At 38.8% G+C, this 15400-nt stretch carries 16 protein-coding genes; 12 read left to right on the top strand and 4 right to left on the bottom strand.

Annotated elements, in window-relative coordinates; translation table 11 throughout:
- Positions 1–103: 103 nt before the first annotated feature.
- The 8 genes from PQ478_RS16085 to PQ478_RS16050 all read left to right on the top strand — a co-directional run bounded on the left by PQ478_RS16085 (position 104) and on the right by PQ478_RS16050 (position 7872).
- Entirely contained in the window at positions 104–1381 is a 1278-nt protein-coding gene (locus PQ478_RS16085; RefSeq protein ID WP_289234840.1) for an extracellular solute-binding protein, read from the top strand.
- An 81-nt stretch (positions 1382–1462) separates the two neighbouring features.
- Positions 1463–2755: an ABC transporter permease subunit gene (locus PQ478_RS16080; RefSeq protein WP_012959812.1), complete on the top strand. Its 1293-nt coding sequence runs from the start codon at positions 1463–1465 to the stop codon at positions 2753–2755.
- Positions 2755–3624 (top strand): sugar ABC transporter permease, encoded by an 870-nt coding sequence (locus PQ478_RS16075; protein WP_012959811.1) that lies wholly within the window; start codon positions 2755–2757, stop codon positions 3622–3624. The genes PQ478_RS16080 and PQ478_RS16075 overlap by 1 nt, the downstream gene beginning before the upstream one ends.
- A gap of 175 nt (positions 3625–3799) precedes the next feature.
- Complete coding sequence (locus PQ478_RS16070) at positions 3800–4846, top strand: LacI family DNA-binding transcriptional regulator (RefSeq protein ID WP_012959810.1); 1047 nt, start codon at positions 3800–3802, stop codon at positions 4844–4846.
- Positions 4847–4982: 136 nt separating this feature from the next.
- A complete protein-coding gene (locus PQ478_RS16065) occupies positions 4983–6068 on the top strand; it encodes an AI-2E family transporter (RefSeq protein ID WP_289236996.1) in 1086 nt (361 codons plus the stop codon).
- A gap of 51 nt (positions 6069–6119) precedes the next feature.
- Entirely contained in the window at positions 6120–6485 is a 366-nt protein-coding gene (locus PQ478_RS16060; protein ID WP_012959808.1) for a rhodanese-like domain-containing protein, read from the top strand.
- A gap of 100 nt (positions 6486–6585) precedes the next feature.
- The gene (locus PQ478_RS16055) at positions 6586–6726 is read left to right on the top strand and encodes a lmo0937 family membrane protein (protein WP_012959807.1); all 141 of its coding nucleotides are present in this window, start codon (positions 6586–6588) and stop codon (positions 6724–6726) included.
- A 150-nt stretch (positions 6727–6876) separates the two neighbouring features.
- A complete protein-coding gene (locus PQ478_RS16050) occupies positions 6877–7872 on the top strand; it encodes a hypothetical protein (protein ID WP_289234839.1) in 996 nt (331 codons plus the stop codon).
- 17 nt (positions 7873–7889) lie between these two features.
- Here the strand turns inward: PQ478_RS16050 and PQ478_RS16045 are convergent, their stop codons facing one another.
- Positions 7890–8021, bottom strand: a complete 132-nt coding sequence (locus PQ478_RS16045) for a DUF3941 domain-containing protein (RefSeq protein WP_075681162.1) — start codon at positions 8019–8021, stop codon at positions 7890–7892.
- A 125-nt stretch (positions 8022–8146) separates the two neighbouring features.
- Between PQ478_RS16045 and PQ478_RS16040 the strand changes: the two genes are divergently transcribed.
- The 4 genes from PQ478_RS16040 (at position 8147) to PQ478_RS16025 (ending at position 10723) form a co-directional block, all read left to right on the top strand.
- A complete protein-coding gene (locus PQ478_RS16040) occupies positions 8147–8428 on the top strand; it encodes a YbyB family protein (protein ID WP_012959804.1) in 282 nt (93 codons plus the stop codon).
- Positions 8429–8599: 171 nt separating this feature from the next.
- Positions 8600–9391 carry an esterase gene (gene yjfP / locus PQ478_RS16035; RefSeq protein ID WP_289234838.1) on the top strand — a complete coding sequence of 264 codons (792 nt, stop codon included), beginning with the start codon at positions 8600–8602 and terminating at the stop codon, positions 9389–9391.
- 4 nt (positions 9392–9395) lie between these two features.
- The gene (locus tag PQ478_RS16030; protein WP_012959802.1) at positions 9396–10217 is read left to right on the top strand and encodes a YitT family protein; all 822 of its coding nucleotides are present in this window, start codon (positions 9396–9398) and stop codon (positions 10215–10217) included.
- 14 nt (positions 10218–10231) lie between these two features.
- Positions 10232–10723 carry a BsuPI-related putative proteinase inhibitor gene (locus tag PQ478_RS16025; RefSeq protein ID WP_289234837.1) on the top strand — a complete coding sequence of 164 codons (492 nt, stop codon included), beginning with the start codon at positions 10232–10234 and terminating at the stop codon, positions 10721–10723.
- Between the two features lie 95 nt (positions 10724–10818).
- Here PQ478_RS16025 and PQ478_RS16020 read toward each other — a convergent pair whose 3' ends face one another.
- Genes PQ478_RS16020 through PQ478_RS16010 form a run of 3 tightly spaced genes read right to left on the bottom strand, consistent with a single transcriptional unit; the run spans position 10819 to position 15268 of the window.
- Positions 10819–11001, bottom strand: a complete 183-nt coding sequence (locus PQ478_RS16020; RefSeq protein WP_012959800.1) for a hypothetical protein — start codon at positions 10999–11001, stop codon at positions 10819–10821.
- A 6-nt stretch (positions 11002–11007) separates the two neighbouring features.
- A complete protein-coding gene (locus PQ478_RS16015) occupies positions 11008–14004 on the bottom strand; it encodes a DEAD/DEAH box helicase (protein WP_289234836.1) in 2997 nt (998 codons plus the stop codon).
- On the bottom strand, positions 13997–15268 hold the full coding sequence (locus tag PQ478_RS16010; protein WP_289234835.1) for a hypothetical protein: 1272 nt from the start codon (positions 15266–15268) through the stop codon (positions 13997–13999). The genes PQ478_RS16015 and PQ478_RS16010 overlap by 8 nt, the downstream gene beginning before the upstream one ends.
- Between the last annotated feature and the right edge of the window lie 132 nt (positions 15269–15400).

Genomic DNA, 15400 nt, shown 5'->3' with positions numbered 1-15400 from the left:
GGGAGTGATGAAAGAGATAGCAAATGAATGATCTGCTAGATGGATTTAACGAATGATTCAAGGGATGACACAAACAATGAAAAGGTTAAGGGGGAAACAATCAATGAAAATGCGTTCATTTTTACTGTTGCTAGTAATGGGGCTGGTGTTAGCTGTTTTAGCTGCATGTGGTCCAGATCGCGAAGAAGAAGCTGCACCTGCGCCAGCAGAAGGTGAAACTGAAGGTGAGGTAACAGAGGCCGAAAAGCCTGATACATTAACAATGTGGGTAAATGATGAAGATGCACAACTTGATGCATATGAAGAAATTACAGAACGCTTCACAGAAGAAACCGGAATTAATGTAGACATTACTCCATTCTCTATGCTTGACCAAACAGATGCATTATCTCTTGATGCTGCATCAGGCGGCGGACCGGACTTATTCTTCCAGCCAAACGATCGTATGGGTGATATTTACCTGCAAGGTTTAGCTGCAGAGCTTGAATTAACAGAAGAGCAATTAGAAGGTTACCCAGAAGGAGCAATCACAGCTCTTAGCTACGAGGGTGCTCAACTTGGAATTCCAGCTGTTATCGAAACATACGGCTTAATGTATAACACAGAGCTTGTTGAAGAAGCTCCTGCAACAATCGAAGAACTAGAGCAAATTGCAGAAGAACTGACAAATGCATCAGCTGATGAATACGGGTTTTTAATGGAAGGAACGAACTTCTACTACCTGTATCCTTTCCTAGAGGCATACGGCGGTTATGTATTTAACCAAGATGCTGATGGTGTTTATGATATTGAAGATATCGGTCTTGCAAACGAAGGTGCAACAGAAGGCGCAGAGCTTATCCAATCTTGGTTTGAAGCGGGATATCTTCCACAAGGAATCACTGGCGATATTATGAATGGTCTGTTTGAAGATGGAAAAGTAGGGGCAGTAGTTACAGGTCCTTGGAATATTCCAAACTACTCTGCTGCACTTGGTGACAATTTAGCAGTAGCTCCGCTTCCGACAATTGACGGTGAAAATATGGCTTCATTCTCAGGTGTTAAGGGCTGGCTTGTAAATGAGTACAGTGAAAACATTGAATGGGCTACTGAACTTGCTTTATTTATCACAAACCCTGAAAATGCATTAACATATTTTGAAGTTGCTGGTGAGCTTCCTGCTCGTACAGATGTTGAAATTGATGACGAGCTTCGTGCTGGTTTAGTGGAGCAAGCTGAATATGCAGTTCCTATGCCAAATATTCCTGCAATGTCTCAAGTGTGGGATCCAATGGGAGATGCGTTTGAATTTATTTCTCAAGGCCAAGATGCACAAGAAGTTCTAGAAGAAGCAGTGGATCAAATTAAGGAGCAAATTCAACTTTCTGAAGGTGCTAATTAATCTCTGACTGCCCTAATAGGGAGGCTGGAGGGTTCAAGTAGACCCTCCTCCTTATCCTAGCATTAGAGGAGGACACATAACATGAAAAATTCGAATCGTGAACCACGTTCGCACAACCCAAATCTTGCCACGCTCCTATCTGTTGTGCCTGGTTTAGGGCAATTTTATAACCGCCGTTATGCAAAAGGATCGGCCTTCTTTATTCTCTTTGCAGCCTTCTTTGGCGTATTTTATAACTTTTTGAATATAGGCTTTTGGGGATTATTCACATTAGGAACCATTCCCCGAGTTGATGATTCTAGACTTTTATTAGCTCAAGGAATTATGTCTTTAATTCTCACTACATTTGCCATTTTATTTTATGTGATCAATTTAGTTGATGCACGTAAGGATGCAAAGAGAATTCAACAAGGCTGGGCTGCCCCTAGTGTCCGTGAAGGGTTTCGCCATGCATATGACAAGAGCTTTCCTTATTTATTAACAGCACCAGGACTATTGCTATTAATTTTCACTGTCGTTTTTCCATTAATGTACATGGTAGGGCTCGCTTTTACAAACTACGGATTGTATAACGCACCGCCGAGAAATCTGCTTGAGTGGATTGGTTTTAAAAACTTTATCGATTTGGTGACTGTACCGATTTGGCGTGACACCTTCTTCTCTGTATTATCATGGACGCTCGTATGGACGTTTGTAGCGACTACTTTACAAATCGCTCTAGCATTGTTTTTAGCACTGCTTGTTAACGATCCCCGTGTTAAAGGGAAAAAGTTTATTCGTACGATTTTAATTTTGCCTTGGGCTGTACCGGGGTTTGTAACAATTCTTATTTTCTCAGCAATGTTTAATGATAATTTTGGAACGATTAACCGTGATATTATTATTCCTCTCTTTGGTGGAGATGGTATCCCTTGGATGAGTGATCCATTCTGGGCAAAAACAGCTTTAATTATGATCCAAGTATGGTTAGGCTTCCCGTTTGTATTTGCACTATTTACAGGGGTGTTAACAAGTATTTCAAGTGACTGGTACGAGGCTGCGGATATGGACGGGGCAAATCGTCTGCAAAAGTTCCGCTTCATCACATTGCCGCATGTCTTATTTGCGACAGCACCGCTGCTTATTATGCAGTATTCGTTTAACTTCAATAACTTTAATATTATTTACCTATTTAACCAAGGCGGCCCAGCGGTAAGAGGACAAAATGCGGGAGGAACCGACATTCTCATATCTTGGGTGTATGGCCTGACTTTTGAGACAAAACAGTACGGTATGGCTGCAGCAATTTCAATTATTATTGGTATCATGGTGGCTGGCTTTGCCTTCTTCCAATTCCGTCGAAGTCGTTCCTTTAAAGAGGAGGGAAGCGTATAATGGATCGTAAATCAAACAGCCGGAAAAATAACCGGAAATTAAAATCAAATCTTGAGGTAGCTGGAATCTATGCCGTTCTTTTGGTTATGTTCATTATTATCGGTTACCCGTTATTGTGGACGATCGGCTTATCTTTAAATCCCGGAACAAGTTTATACGGGGCAAAAATGTTCCCTCAAAACTGGTCATTTACGCATTATGAATGGTTATTTACAAACCCGCGCAGTAACTATTTAACTTGGTATAAAAATACATTGATTGTTGCTGTATGTACGTCTGTGTTATCTACATTTACTGTAGCTCTCGTTGCCTATGCATTCTCCCGCTATCGTTTTAAAGGGCGTACGTATGGATTGTATGCTTTCCTAATGCTGCAAATGTTCCCTGTGTTAATGGCGATGGTGGCTCTTTATATCTTATTAAATACAGTGAACCTGCTAGATACGTTAACAGGATTAATTATCATTTATGTCGGTACATCGATTCCGATGAATGCCTTTTTAGTAAAAGGGTATTTTGATACCATTCCTAATGAACTTGATGAATCGGCTAAACTTGACGGAGCAGGACATTTCCGTATTTTCTTTACGATCATGCTGCCGCTTGCTAAACCGATCTTAGCGGTTGTTGCTTTATTTAACTTTATGACTCCATTTATGGACTTCATTTTACCGCGGATCATTTTAAGAAGTCCTGAAAACTTCACATTAGCTCTAGGGTTATTCAATTTTGTTAACGATCAATTTGCTAATAACTTCACACGATTTGCAGCAGGGGCTATTTTAATTGCGATCCCAATTGCAACAGTATTCTTGCTTCTGCAGCGTTATCTTGTGACAGGCCTTACATCAGGAGCAACAAAAGGGTAAACATAATGCTGTAAAGATCAAATGCGGTGGAGGCTCCACCGCATTCTCTATGTAGGTATTTAGAGATCAGAATCATAACAAGCGGCCTAATCCAAAAGAAGGCATTGTTCTTGGGTGAGAAGCTCGCTACAATATAAGAATATGAGATGACAGGAAATTAAAGGTGGGATTTGTTATGGCGGTTACGATCAAGGATGTTGCAAAGCTAGCTAATGTAGCTCCTTCAACCGTTTCAAGAGTAATTGCAAACAGTTCAAGAATTAGTGAACGCACGAAAGAACGCGTGAGGGAAGCGATGGAAGAGCTTGGCTATCATCCAAACTTTAATGCTAGAAGCCTGGTTAATCAACAGACAAATACATTAGGCGTGATTATTCCAAGCTCAGCAAAGATAGCCTTTCAAAACCCATTCTTTCCTGAGGTCATTCGAGGGATCACCTCAAAAGCATATCTAGAGAAGTTCGGTCTTTATCTATCAACAGGGCAAACTGAGAATGAAATACTAGAGGAAGTTCGACAGATGGTCCAAAGCCGCCGAGTCGATGGGATTTTATTACTTTATTCTAAAGTGGATGATAAGGTTATCAATTACTTAATTGAAGAAGATTTTCCATTTGTTTTAATCGGCAGACCTTATGAAGCGGAAGCTATGAATGTGAGTTATGTGAACAATGACAATCTTAAAGCTGCAAAAACAGTCACAGAATATCTACTATTATTAGGTCATGAGAATATTGGATTTATCGGCGGTAATTTAGATTACGTTGTAACACGTGATCATAAAGAAGGATATCAGCAAGCATTAAAGAAAGCGGGCGTAGAGTCTAAAGAAGAGTACATCGTTTATTACGATGAAATACAAGAAGGCGGACAGGAAGCTGTTATTGAGTTAATGTCATTAAAAACACCTCCGACTGCACTTGTCGTTGCAGATGATCTGATGGCCCTTGGAGTGTTAAGAATGCTTGATGAAATGGAGATCTCTGTGCCAGAAGAGATGTCGGTTGTAAGCTTTAATAATGTTATGCTATCTGAACTTTCATCTCCGCCTTTGACAACGGTTGATATTCATATTTATGAATTGGGATTTCAAGCGACTGATTGCCTGATAAAGAAAATTCATGATCCAAAGCAGCCGACGAAAAAAATAATCGTTCCGCATAAATTCATTAAGCGTCAAACTTGTAGAAAGCGTATACCAGAGAAGGAAATCAGCTCATAAGCTTTTCCTTCTTTTTTTATGTTTAGAGTTACATTTCTAAGGTATAGATACAAGGTACATTCTTTTGTTTCGATCAGTTAAGAAGTGCTGTGATATAATAACGAAAAAGAATAAAGGAAGGAATTAGAAATCTATGCTGCCACAAAGTAAAGCATTTCGATTTGGAGTAGGCCTTGCTCTTGTTTTCTTAATTATCTATTTAGGATCACTAGTTGATTGGATCTTTAAGCCGATCGTAGTTCTTGTTCAAACTCTTTTTGCTCCTATTGTTCTTGCAGGAGTGTTGTTTTATTTATTAAGGCCATTTGTGAATTTATTATCAAAAAAAATGCCGAGAAGTATATCAATATTAATCCTTTACTTAATGGCAATAGGATTAATAACGTCGTTGATCTTACTTGTAGGACCTGAATTACAGCGTCAGTTTACCAGCTTAACACGTAACTGGCCGACTTTTATGAATGAAATTAGAAACATGATTATAGCTGTTCAGGAAAATGAATATATTTCAAGGTTTCAAGAAAGTGAAAACTTCTCACTAGAAGAGATCACATCGAACTTAGAAGAATATATGACCAATATAATGTCTAGCATTGGTTCGAATGTCGCTAGCTTTATTGGATTTATCGCAAATGTAGTCATTGTTTTGATTATTATTCCATTTGTTTTATATTACATGTTGAAAGAAGGAGAGAAAGCCCCTAACCAAGTTCTCAGGCTGCTGCCTAGAAAACACCAGAAGGAAGGTCAGCGAATCCTATCTGATATGGATTATGCATTGAGCTCCTATATTCAAGGGCAAATTATTGTTAGTATTTGTGTTGGTGTGCTTGTATACATAGGCTACCTTATCATCGGGATTGAATATCCTCTTGTCTTAGCTTTAGTTGCCATGTTTACAAATGTTATTCCATTTGTAGGTCCGTGGATTGGGACGTTTCCTGGGGTGATCGTCGGGTTCCTTGATTCCCCGTTTATGGCGTTACTCGTAATAATAGTAGTAGTAGTTGTCCAACAAATTGAAAGTAATTTAATCTCTCCACAAGTTATGGGAAGAAAATTAGATATTCATCCGTTAACGATTATCTTATTATTGCTTGTTGCGAGCAGATTTGCTGGTCTGTTAGGCTTATTATTAGCCGTCCCGACATATGCAGTCGGAAAAGTAATTGTTCTGCACACTTATCGATTAATTATGCTGCGCAGACGTCCTATTGATTAATGATGATTAATGATTAAACGAATAAATGAAGCAGAGTAAGGAGAGAGATGAATGAGCAATGAATTAGATGGTATTATCCAAGTCGATACGGATGAATTAAAAGGAATGGTGAACGATTCAGCCTCACCTATTCTGATTGATGTTCGTGAAATAGATGAGTACGAAGAAAGTCATATCCCTGGCGTTCCTTTAATCCCTATGCAAACAATCCCTGCTCATCTTGAGAAGCTTGATAAGTCAAAAAGCTACGTATTTATTTGCCGCAGCGGGGCGCGAAGTCAAAATGTAGCACTTTATTTAAAAAACAACGGATTTAATGATGTTAGAAATTACTACGGCGGTATGTTGAGCTGGGATGGGGATCGTCAGGACGGCCTTGAATGGATGGTTGAAAATACCCAAGAGTTATATCGTTAAAAAGCTGCACAGTGTCAAAAGGCACTGTGCTTTCTTTTGAGTAATTTTAACGAGATGGGTGATGCTAAACATACTGAATGCAGAAAGGAGGAGTGTATAAATGTGGACAATCTTAATCATCTTGCTCATTTTATGGCTGTTAGGCTTTAGTTTTGAAATTGCAGGGAACTTAATCCATATCCTTCTGGTGATCGCATTAGTCTTGTTTATATTCCGTCTAATCACGGGAAGAAAAGCATAGTTGGATTCACGCTAAGAGCTCAGGTATCTGAGTTCTTTTTTGATCAATAAAATGACATTAACCCCAAAAATAATGTAGATTGTTGTAGGAAAAAAGGTTAAATTCTAGTAAACTATTGACAATGGAGAATATTAATAGGGGTTGGAAAGATTGAATAAATTAAAAATAGGTATATTGTCTTTGGTCTTAAGTTGTTTGTTTTTCGTGTCACCTTCTCATTCTTACGCAACAGAAACAGCAAAGACTTGGTTTTATATAGATGGTCAAGAACAAAGGTACGTAGGAGAACCGGTAAAGATAAACGGTGAATGGTGGCTTCCTTTGAGACCGGTGTTAATGGAGGCAGCTCTTTTTAATGAAGAGCTTAATGATGGATATAGATATGTCCAAAAAATTATCCGAGTGCTGAATGAAGAGCGCAAAAAAGAGTCCCTTGCAGATGAGGATTCAAGGATTGAGAGCATTGATAGCATTGAAAACAGAGAAATGACAGAAGAAGAGAAAGAACATGAAGAGATCCTTTCTTTTTTATCTGGTTTTTCTCTTGACTATTTTCAAAACCGAGATGTGATTCGACTAGCAGATGTAGGAAAATTAGGCTTTGATTATTACATGTATCAAGACGCAGGGATCATTCACCTTAATTCGCCAGGTCTGATGGAATTGGCAGGCCTGTCTATCGGATTAAATAAAGAACAAGTAAACGGTGTGTTAGGAGCCATTCACTGGAATACAGGGTATGGAATGACTGCTGATTATGTTGGTTTTTATGGATCAGAAAATGAGTTTACATATAGAGATCGGTACGGGCATGAACGAACAGAAAAAGCCTTTGATCTTCAAATTGAAATCACAGATAATGCTCTATCACATTTGATCGTCTCAAATGCTGGTTACGAAACGTCAAAAGGAATTTCTGTAGGAGACCGGTTAAATGATGCCATTCGTGCGTATGGTAATCAGTATGTGAGAGAATCGATTGATGGAAAACAAGTGATCATTTATGATGTGGAGTTTGGTTCCATATGGTTTATAGCAGGTAGTGATCAATCGATTGAACGTATCGGTTATTGGGATCACCAACTAAGAGGCTTTGGAGACAGTCAGCAAGAAGAAATAGAGGGAGCAGAGGAGATCTTTAACTAATCCTCTGCTTTGCTCTTTTATAGGTGGTCTGGTTCTTTGGAGTCAGTATGCTTGCCGCGGCGGGCATTTTCCATTGCTTGTTGATTTTTCTTAGCATTGATTGCATTATTATCTTTCTTTTTTTTGTTTGAATCTCCAGTGTGTGACATAATTCACCTGCTTTCATAAATGATATTATAGTGTGTGCATTCTCACCGGAAATCATGATAAATGTTTACTTTGATTTATTTAGGGAAAACATATTGTAACAATTTGAAAAGGTGGGAGATCATTTATGAATATGAAGCGAACTCTAGTTGCCTCTGTTGTCGCAGGAGTAGCAAGTGCTACAACTATGCTTCTAAAAGATGAAGAAAGAAGAGAAAAAGCAAAACGTCAATTAAAGCAAATGTACACAAAAGTGACCAAGCAAAGAGCAGAAAATCAAAATGGTCAAACTGAGATTAAAGCAGGACACCCTGACCCGTATGATGTAGATGATAATAAAATGGTGAATGAAGGTGCCCTCTACAGTGTTCAAAGATATAATGAAAAACAACAGCAGAATCAATATTAAGTCACCAATGCGGGTGGCTTTTTGTTTGCTTTTTGATAAATAAGGGCAGGTTGTGTAGTAAAGGTAACTTGGGCTCTTATCGTAAGAATTGTTTTAATGAAATAATTAAATTCCAGTGCTATAATAATCCGTATTACAAATGGAATCTAATTATTGGAAGGAGCAGACAAATTGATTACAATAAAAAATGAAACGATCCATAACATCCCTACGTTACATGTAGTGAAAGCAGAAAATGATCATATCAAACAACTTCCTACAGTCTTTTTCCTTCATGGGTATACAAGTGCTAAAGAACATAATTTAGCAATAGCCTATTTATTAGCAGAGAAAGGATTTCGGGTGATCCTGCCTGATGCACTCCATCACGGGGAACGTGAGGGGGATGTGCGCGGAAAAGATCGTGATGTTCTTTTTTGGAATATTGTCTTACAATCAATTAAAGAAATCAGCTTGATTAAAGATAATCTGCAGCAACGAGAATTGATCGATAATGAACGCATCGGCGTTGCAGGAACCTCAATGGGCGCGATCACAATGTATGGGACACTCAGTCAATATTCTTGGATTCATTCGGCTGTTTCGTTTATGGGTACTGCCTATTTCCAGTCATTTGCTAATGCCCAAATTAAAATGATTGAAGACTCTGGGCATACGCTTGAAGAGAAAATGAAGCAAGCAATGTTAAGTCAGTTAAAAGCAGTAGACTTATCACAAAATCTAGAAGCATTAAATGAGAGACCGCTTTTGATTTGGCACGGGGAACAAGATCAGGTTGTACCTTTTGATTATTCAAAAGCCCTGTATGAACAGCTTTATGATCAATATGATCAAACAGATCGAATTCAGTTTATTCAAGAACCGAATACATCTCATAAGGTAACGAGACACGCAACGTTGCAAGGTGTAGATTGGTTTTGTACTCATCTCTTAAATGAAAAAGTGAAAGCATCTGTATGGTGATCGTATGGTAAACGAATTAAAGAAACTGTTGGTCATTATCTTTTCAGCGTTTTTATTAGCAATCTCTTTAAACTTTTTTCTAATACCAGCTAATGTGTTTGCAAGTGGTTTTACAGGGGTGTCCCAATTATTGGCAACGATTTTACCCCTATCAACTGGTATAATGTTATTCTTGCTGAATATTCCTGTAGCAATTATCGGATGGTTGAAAATTGGAAAGAGCTTCACCGTTTATAGTTTTTTAAACGTCGCTTTTACTACGTTATTTCTTGAAATTGTACCTATTACAAACTATTCAAGCGATATTTTATTAAATGCCGTATTTGGAGGTGTGATTGCCGCAATAGGTGCAGGCATCACTTTGAAAGTAGGTGCATCCACAGGCGGTATTGATATCATCGTGTTAATCTTATCAAGGTTAAGTGACCGCCCCGTAGGAATCTATTTCTTTTTACTAAACGGAGTGATTGTTCTAGCTTCCGGCTTTTTGTTTGATCCTGAAAAAGCATTATATACACTGGTTACTCTTTATGTGACATCACGTGTTATTGATGCCATTCATACACGTCATGTGAAGCTGACAGCAATGATTGTGACGAAGAAACCAGAAGAATTAAGACAGGCGATACACGAACGCATTACCAGAGGAATAACGAGACTGCCTGCTAAAGGTGGGTATATGGCGGATGAAAAAGAAGTTCTAATGACCGTGATTACTAGATATGAATTATATGATCTTAAGCATGTCATCGATTCTGTTGATCCTGAAGCATTTACAAATATAATCGAAACAACAGGAATTTATGGTTTGTTTCGCAAAGAGTAAAAAGGAGGATGTACATGAAACATGTATTTTCTATTTTTATGGCGCTTGGATTGATCTTTATGACAGCATGTGGACAAACAGCTACCAGTCCAGGAGGAGACCAAGCAGAAGGGGACGATGCGGCTATGAATTCAGATTGGGCTGTTAATGTTACTACTGAACAAAATGGTGAGGGCGAGGTCGTTGTAGATATCGAGATAACAAATCAGATGGATGAAGCAGCTACATTGGACTTTACCTCGGGTCAGAAATATGAATTGGTTGTTGTAGATGAAGAAGGAAATGAAGTATACCGTTACTCAAATGAGATGATGTTTACCATGGCGTTAACCTCTGAGACATTTGAGCCGGGTGAAACAAAGTCTTATCAAGAAACACTTTCAACTGATCAGTGGTCATCAAGCACTCATACCATTTATATTGAAGTGGTTGCTGCTGCAGTTGACGGAAAAGAAGTAGAGAATAAGGAACAATTTAAAGCAGAAAGTACAATTGAATTAGAGTAATTGAATTAGAGTAATTGAATTAAAATAATTGTGATCAAATAAATGTAGAGAAAAGACTAAGCGAGTTTATATCGCTTAGTCTTTTTTGGGATGTATTATTCATCTACAATATTCCATTTTTTCTTTGCGGCTTCTTGAATAGACTGCTTCATTTTACTCCACATCTCAGAGTGATGGGCAGGCGTTGGAGTTGTAGAGTTAGGGGAGTTTTCGGTGGTAGGCATATTTTTTGAGCCGATCCAATAGCTTTTATAGGGCTCTTCATATTCTGCTTTCATCTTATTTTATAAACTCCTTTCTGAACTCGTAGTCAAACGTATTAAATGATGAATCTCTTCATTGGACAATTCCGTTACCTGCTGTTCTCCTGCTTGCAGCACTTGATCTGCCAAGGATTGCTTTTGAGTTAACATCTTATCAATTCTCTCTTCGAGTGTACCTGAAGTCATTAATTTATGAACTGTCACATCTTTTGTCTGACCGATCCTAAAGGCACGGTCAGTTGCTTGGTTTTCGACTGCAGGATTCCACCATCTGTCATAATGGATCACATGATTTGCCGCTGTTAAGTTTAGGCCAACTCCTCCTGCTTTAAGAGAAAGAACAAAAGCAGTGACTTCCGGGTCTTCTTGAAATCTCTCAATAGCCTCTTGCCGCTTCGGTCTTGTTAGACTGCCGTGTAGAAAAGGGACGTCTTTTTGATAGCGGCGCTCTAGCTCCTCGGCTATTAAACGGCCCATTTCTTTAAATTGAGAAAAAATTAACACCTTCTCGTTTCGATTGTGAATGTCTTCAATTAAAGCAAATAATTCATCCCACTTTCTTGAGTCATGCCTGCTTACTTCATCAGTTTTAAGAAATTGGGCAGGATGATTACAAATTTGCTTTAATTTTGTAAGGCTTTTTAAGATTAAAGCGCGTCTCTCGAGCTGTGATACTTGATTCAGCCTTGATAAAATATCATCCACTACTGCCTGATACAGGGCAGCTTGTTCGACCGATAATGTTACCTTATGAACCTGCTCTAGTTTCTCCGGCAACCCTAAATGCAATAATTCATCCGATTTCTTCCGCCTTAAAATAAATGGATAAATAAGCTGCTGCAGTGTCTTAAGCTTATCCTGATTCTGATCTTTTTCAATCGGCTTGATAAAGGAATCTTGAAACGACTTGAAAGAGCCGAGGAATGATGGGTTAATCACATCAATTAACGACCATAATTCTTTTAGTCGGTTTTCAATAGGTGTTCCAGTCAGGGCTAATCGATGAGCGGCTTTAATTTGCTTAATAGCGCGCCGTTGCTTTGTATCCACATTTTTAATGTGCTGAGCCTCATCTAAAATGAGCCCATTCCAAGTAACGTTCTTTAATAACTCTGTATCTCTGACTGCTAATTGATAGGAAGTTAAAATGATATCCCATTCTTCCATCGAATCAACTTCTTGTTCTGTCAGGCGTGACTGCCCGTGATGAATAAAAATTCGCGCACTAGGAGCGAATTTTTCACACTCTTTTAACCAGTTGTAAATAAGTGAAGTTGGACAAATGAGCAGGAATGGTTTTCGTTGCTCTTTTGTTTGATTTTCTAACGTAAAAAGGATATAAGCAATCGTTTGAATCGATTTTCCAAGACCCATGTCATCAGCTAAGCAGCCGCCAAATCCTGTGTGTCGTAATTGAGCGATCCAAGAGACACCTTGATGCTGGTAAGGACGTAGTTCCCCGTGAAGGCTTTCAGGAAGCTCAATTAAAGGGGGGGCTTGTTTATATAATAATTCTAAAGATTTCTCAAGCGTCTCTCCCCAGTTAAAATCCCATTCTACGTCAAGTTCATCTATCCATTCTTCTGCATCTTGATCCTTTTTAAGGGCCTCAAAATACGTCGTCTCATTTAATGTACTGTTAAGGTAGGATTGAAGCTTTGCGGCAAGCTTTGGGTCCCAGCTGATCCATTCCCCGTTCGCATATATAAATGGTTTGCTGCCTTTAACAAATTGATCAAATTGTTCCGCTGTTAAGGTGCTATCTCCAATAGCAATCTGATAAGTAAATGAAGCCAGGCTTTGCCAGTCGAGTAAAGGTTCACTTGTTGCTGGTTGATGAATGCCTTCTACTGTGAGCTCGACTTTAACTTTTTTGCGCTCTTTTAACCATTTAGGCACAATAAGGTGAATGCCCATTGATTTAAGCAATGAGTGATGGATCGTAAAAAGCTCATACGCTTGATCAGCGCTAAGTTTTAAGGTTGGGGCAGAAACAGATAAAGAATCAAGGATGGGAATCTTTGATTGCAGCTCTGAAACGTCCTTTTTTAGTTGGCTGATAGGATTGCTTCTCCACGGATGTTCCCCGCGCTCTAACTCACTCATCTCAATGACTTGGCTCGGATATTCACGGTCAATTACACAAAGCGAAATGCTCCAGTCGTCATCTTGGTCATTCGGTTCAACGAGGGCAAGGGCTGTTTTGAAAGGTTCTACCTTAACTGTACCAAGTCGCTCTCCAAAAGCTTGTTCAGATAAATGGATATGCACTTGATTGCTTGTGGCTAATGCTTCTAGTGAAGGTTTTAGCTCCTCGTCTGCTGCATGAATCCACTCTTTATAGGCAGCTTGACAATTAGGATCATTAAGAAGAGAGCGGATCGCCGAATCAGCAAAACGCCCTAGAACGTCCTTAAAGTCTTCTAACAAAGTAGTCTGGGTTGATTTGGATTGAATATATGCTGTTGTCGGCCTTAACGAAAAGCTTACCTTAGGCAGAGCTTCTGACCACTCATTCCAGCGAAATGATGACAGATTCCATTCTCCGCTTGCTTTAGGCTCGATGTCTCCACGCGCGATCAAGGATTTAACTTCAGAAAAAAGACTCATCCAATACTTTAAATCTGGTGAAAGGACAAGGTCTTCTTGCTCATCCCAATGGTCGATGAGCTCCGATTGATCTAGAAGCTCATTAATTGATAATCGAATACCTTCAATAGGAAAAGAGTAAGATTTCATTTGTTCTTGTGCTTGATAAATCGTCATTTGACCTGCAGGAGAAACAAACTCCCTGTTTTTTAACGGTACATCAATAACCGCTTTTTCTGTTTCAACAAACGTCCCATAGAAACTATTTTGATCATGGCGGTAAAGCGCTAATTTGAGTTCAAATGCAGGAACTAAAAAAGGGTATTGAAAACTGACGATTTGATCGAATTTCGATCGATTCAGTTTTTCTGCCCAAAGAAAAAAGTTCCCTTCTAACCATCCGCAATGTACCATGATTTGTTTATTCAATCTTTTTCAACTCCTCAACAAACGCCCGATACGTTCGATACTGCTTTCTCATTTTAGCTATATAATGATAGAATTGGTCATTTTCACCTAGTCTCTCATAGATTTTCTGCAATACTTTAATCGATGAGACAGCAGCTTCGTAATGTACACGTGATTTTTTTTCCACGAGTCTGACAATAAATTGATGATGAATCGGCTTTGCAAGCTGTGGATGAGAAAGCTCTATATCTTTAAGCAACTCTTTTTTTTCTTGATGAAGCCTGAGCGGATCATGTTCAAGAATCAAAAAATAAGAGACGGCTTCGTCAAACATTTTGTACTCCCTTAGTATTCGTAGATAGGTAAGAGTTGTTTCTGTTTGATGCAAGGATTTTTTGAGCTCAGCTAACAATTCGTAGAGTAACGTTTCCTGGTCTTCTTCTGGTACATGGACAAATAAAGACTGAAATCGTGTGAAGCTGGGTGATAATAACCACCTTCTCCAAACCGTTGACATTTCATTTGCGGATTTATGGAGGGAAGCATTCATCTCATCAGCGATTCCTTGAAGAGAACCGTAACCTCTGTCGACTCTATTAGGAAATAATTGATTAAACCATAACTGAATGGTCTTAAAGCGCTCTCGTTTTTTTAGACAAGTAAAATGTGGTGTAACTTCCTGCTGACTTAGATGCTGTTCTTTGCGTAACAAGGATAATGATTTAGACTCCTTGCCTACTAATAAGAGAATGTAGCTATAGGCAACTAAGGTAGACCTTGCACACTCAGCTTCATGTAAAGTTTCTTGTAAAACACTCTCTATCGCTTCAAGCTGTCTAGGTAAAACGAGATCAGCAAGATGTTGTACTAAATATGGCCAAGGGGATTTACTTAACCCGGCATCATATACGAAGTAAAACAGGATACGCTGAATCACCTTGTCAACTGCTTGGAAATCTTCTGTATCTTCCTTTAATAATAGGAGAATGTCGCTCATTAAGGAAGTGAAGTAATGGGAAAAGCGGCGATCATACTCCTCATATGTTTGCAACCTGTTGGCTAAGGAGAAAACACCTTTAATATAAATTAACATTTTCTCTGCTTGCATTAGAAAATGATCTGTCTCCATACTTTTTTGTGTTTGGATAACAATTTGTTCAATTTGACTTTTGGTGAAGTAGCGTGAGGTAATAAGTGATTTATACGTTTTTATGATGTCTTGCTCTAATTCTTGTTCTAAAAGGTTATCTTCTGGAAAGTCTTTGTCAATTGAAAGGTGGTCCAATTACCTTCACCCCGTTTCATTCTAAGTGCATTCTTTTATTGTATCGTTTTCGCTCTAAGAATGAAAGGGGAGAGGCGGTGAGGAGGGGCGTTGTATACTTCTAAAAAATGATTTAGAAATAGATCTAGGAAA

The organism is Alkalihalophilus pseudofirmus, from assembly GCF_029094545.1.
GTDB lineage: Bacteria > Bacillota > Bacilli > Bacillales > Bacillaceae_D > Alkalihalophilus > Alkalihalophilus pseudofirmus.
Note: the sequence above shows the minus strand (reverse complement) of the source record. Positions and strands in the feature narration are given on the sequence as shown.

Coding starts and splice junctions, on each gene's coding strand:
- PQ478_RS16070 (WP_012959810.1), top strand. CDS start 3,800: ATGGCGGTTACGATCAAGGATGTTGCAAAGCTAGCTAATGTAGCTCCT.
- PQ478_RS16060 (WP_012959808.1), top strand. CDS start 6,120: ATGAGCAATGAATTAGATGGTATTATCCAAGTCGATACGGATGAATTA.
- PQ478_RS16040 (WP_012959804.1), top strand. CDS start 8,147: ATGAATATGAAGCGAACTCTAGTTGCCTCTGTTGTCGCAGGAGTAGCA.
- PQ478_RS16075 (WP_012959811.1), top strand. CDS start 2,755: ATGGATCGTAAATCAAACAGCCGGAAAAATAACCGGAAATTAAAATCA.
- PQ478_RS16020 (WP_012959800.1), bottom strand. CDS start 11,001: ATGAAAGCAGAATATGAAGAGCCCTATAAAAGCTATTGGATCGGCTCA.
- PQ478_RS16055 (WP_012959807.1), top strand. CDS start 6,586: ATGTGGACAATCTTAATCATCTTGCTCATTTTATGGCTGTTAGGCTTT.
- PQ478_RS16025 (WP_289234837.1), top strand. CDS start 10,232: ATGAAACATGTATTTTCTATTTTTATGGCGCTTGGATTGATCTTTATG.
- PQ478_RS16030 (WP_012959802.1), top strand. CDS start 9,396: ATGGTAAACGAATTAAAGAAACTGTTGGTCATTATCTTTTCAGCGTTT.
- PQ478_RS16045 (WP_075681162.1), bottom strand. CDS start 8,021: ATGTCACACACTGGAGATTCAAACAAAAAAAAGAAAGATAATAATGCA.
- PQ478_RS16085 (WP_289234840.1), top strand. CDS start 104: ATGAAAATGCGTTCATTTTTACTGTTGCTAGTAATGGGGCTGGTGTTA.
- PQ478_RS16080 (WP_012959812.1), top strand. CDS start 1,463: ATGAAAAATTCGAATCGTGAACCACGTTCGCACAACCCAAATCTTGCC.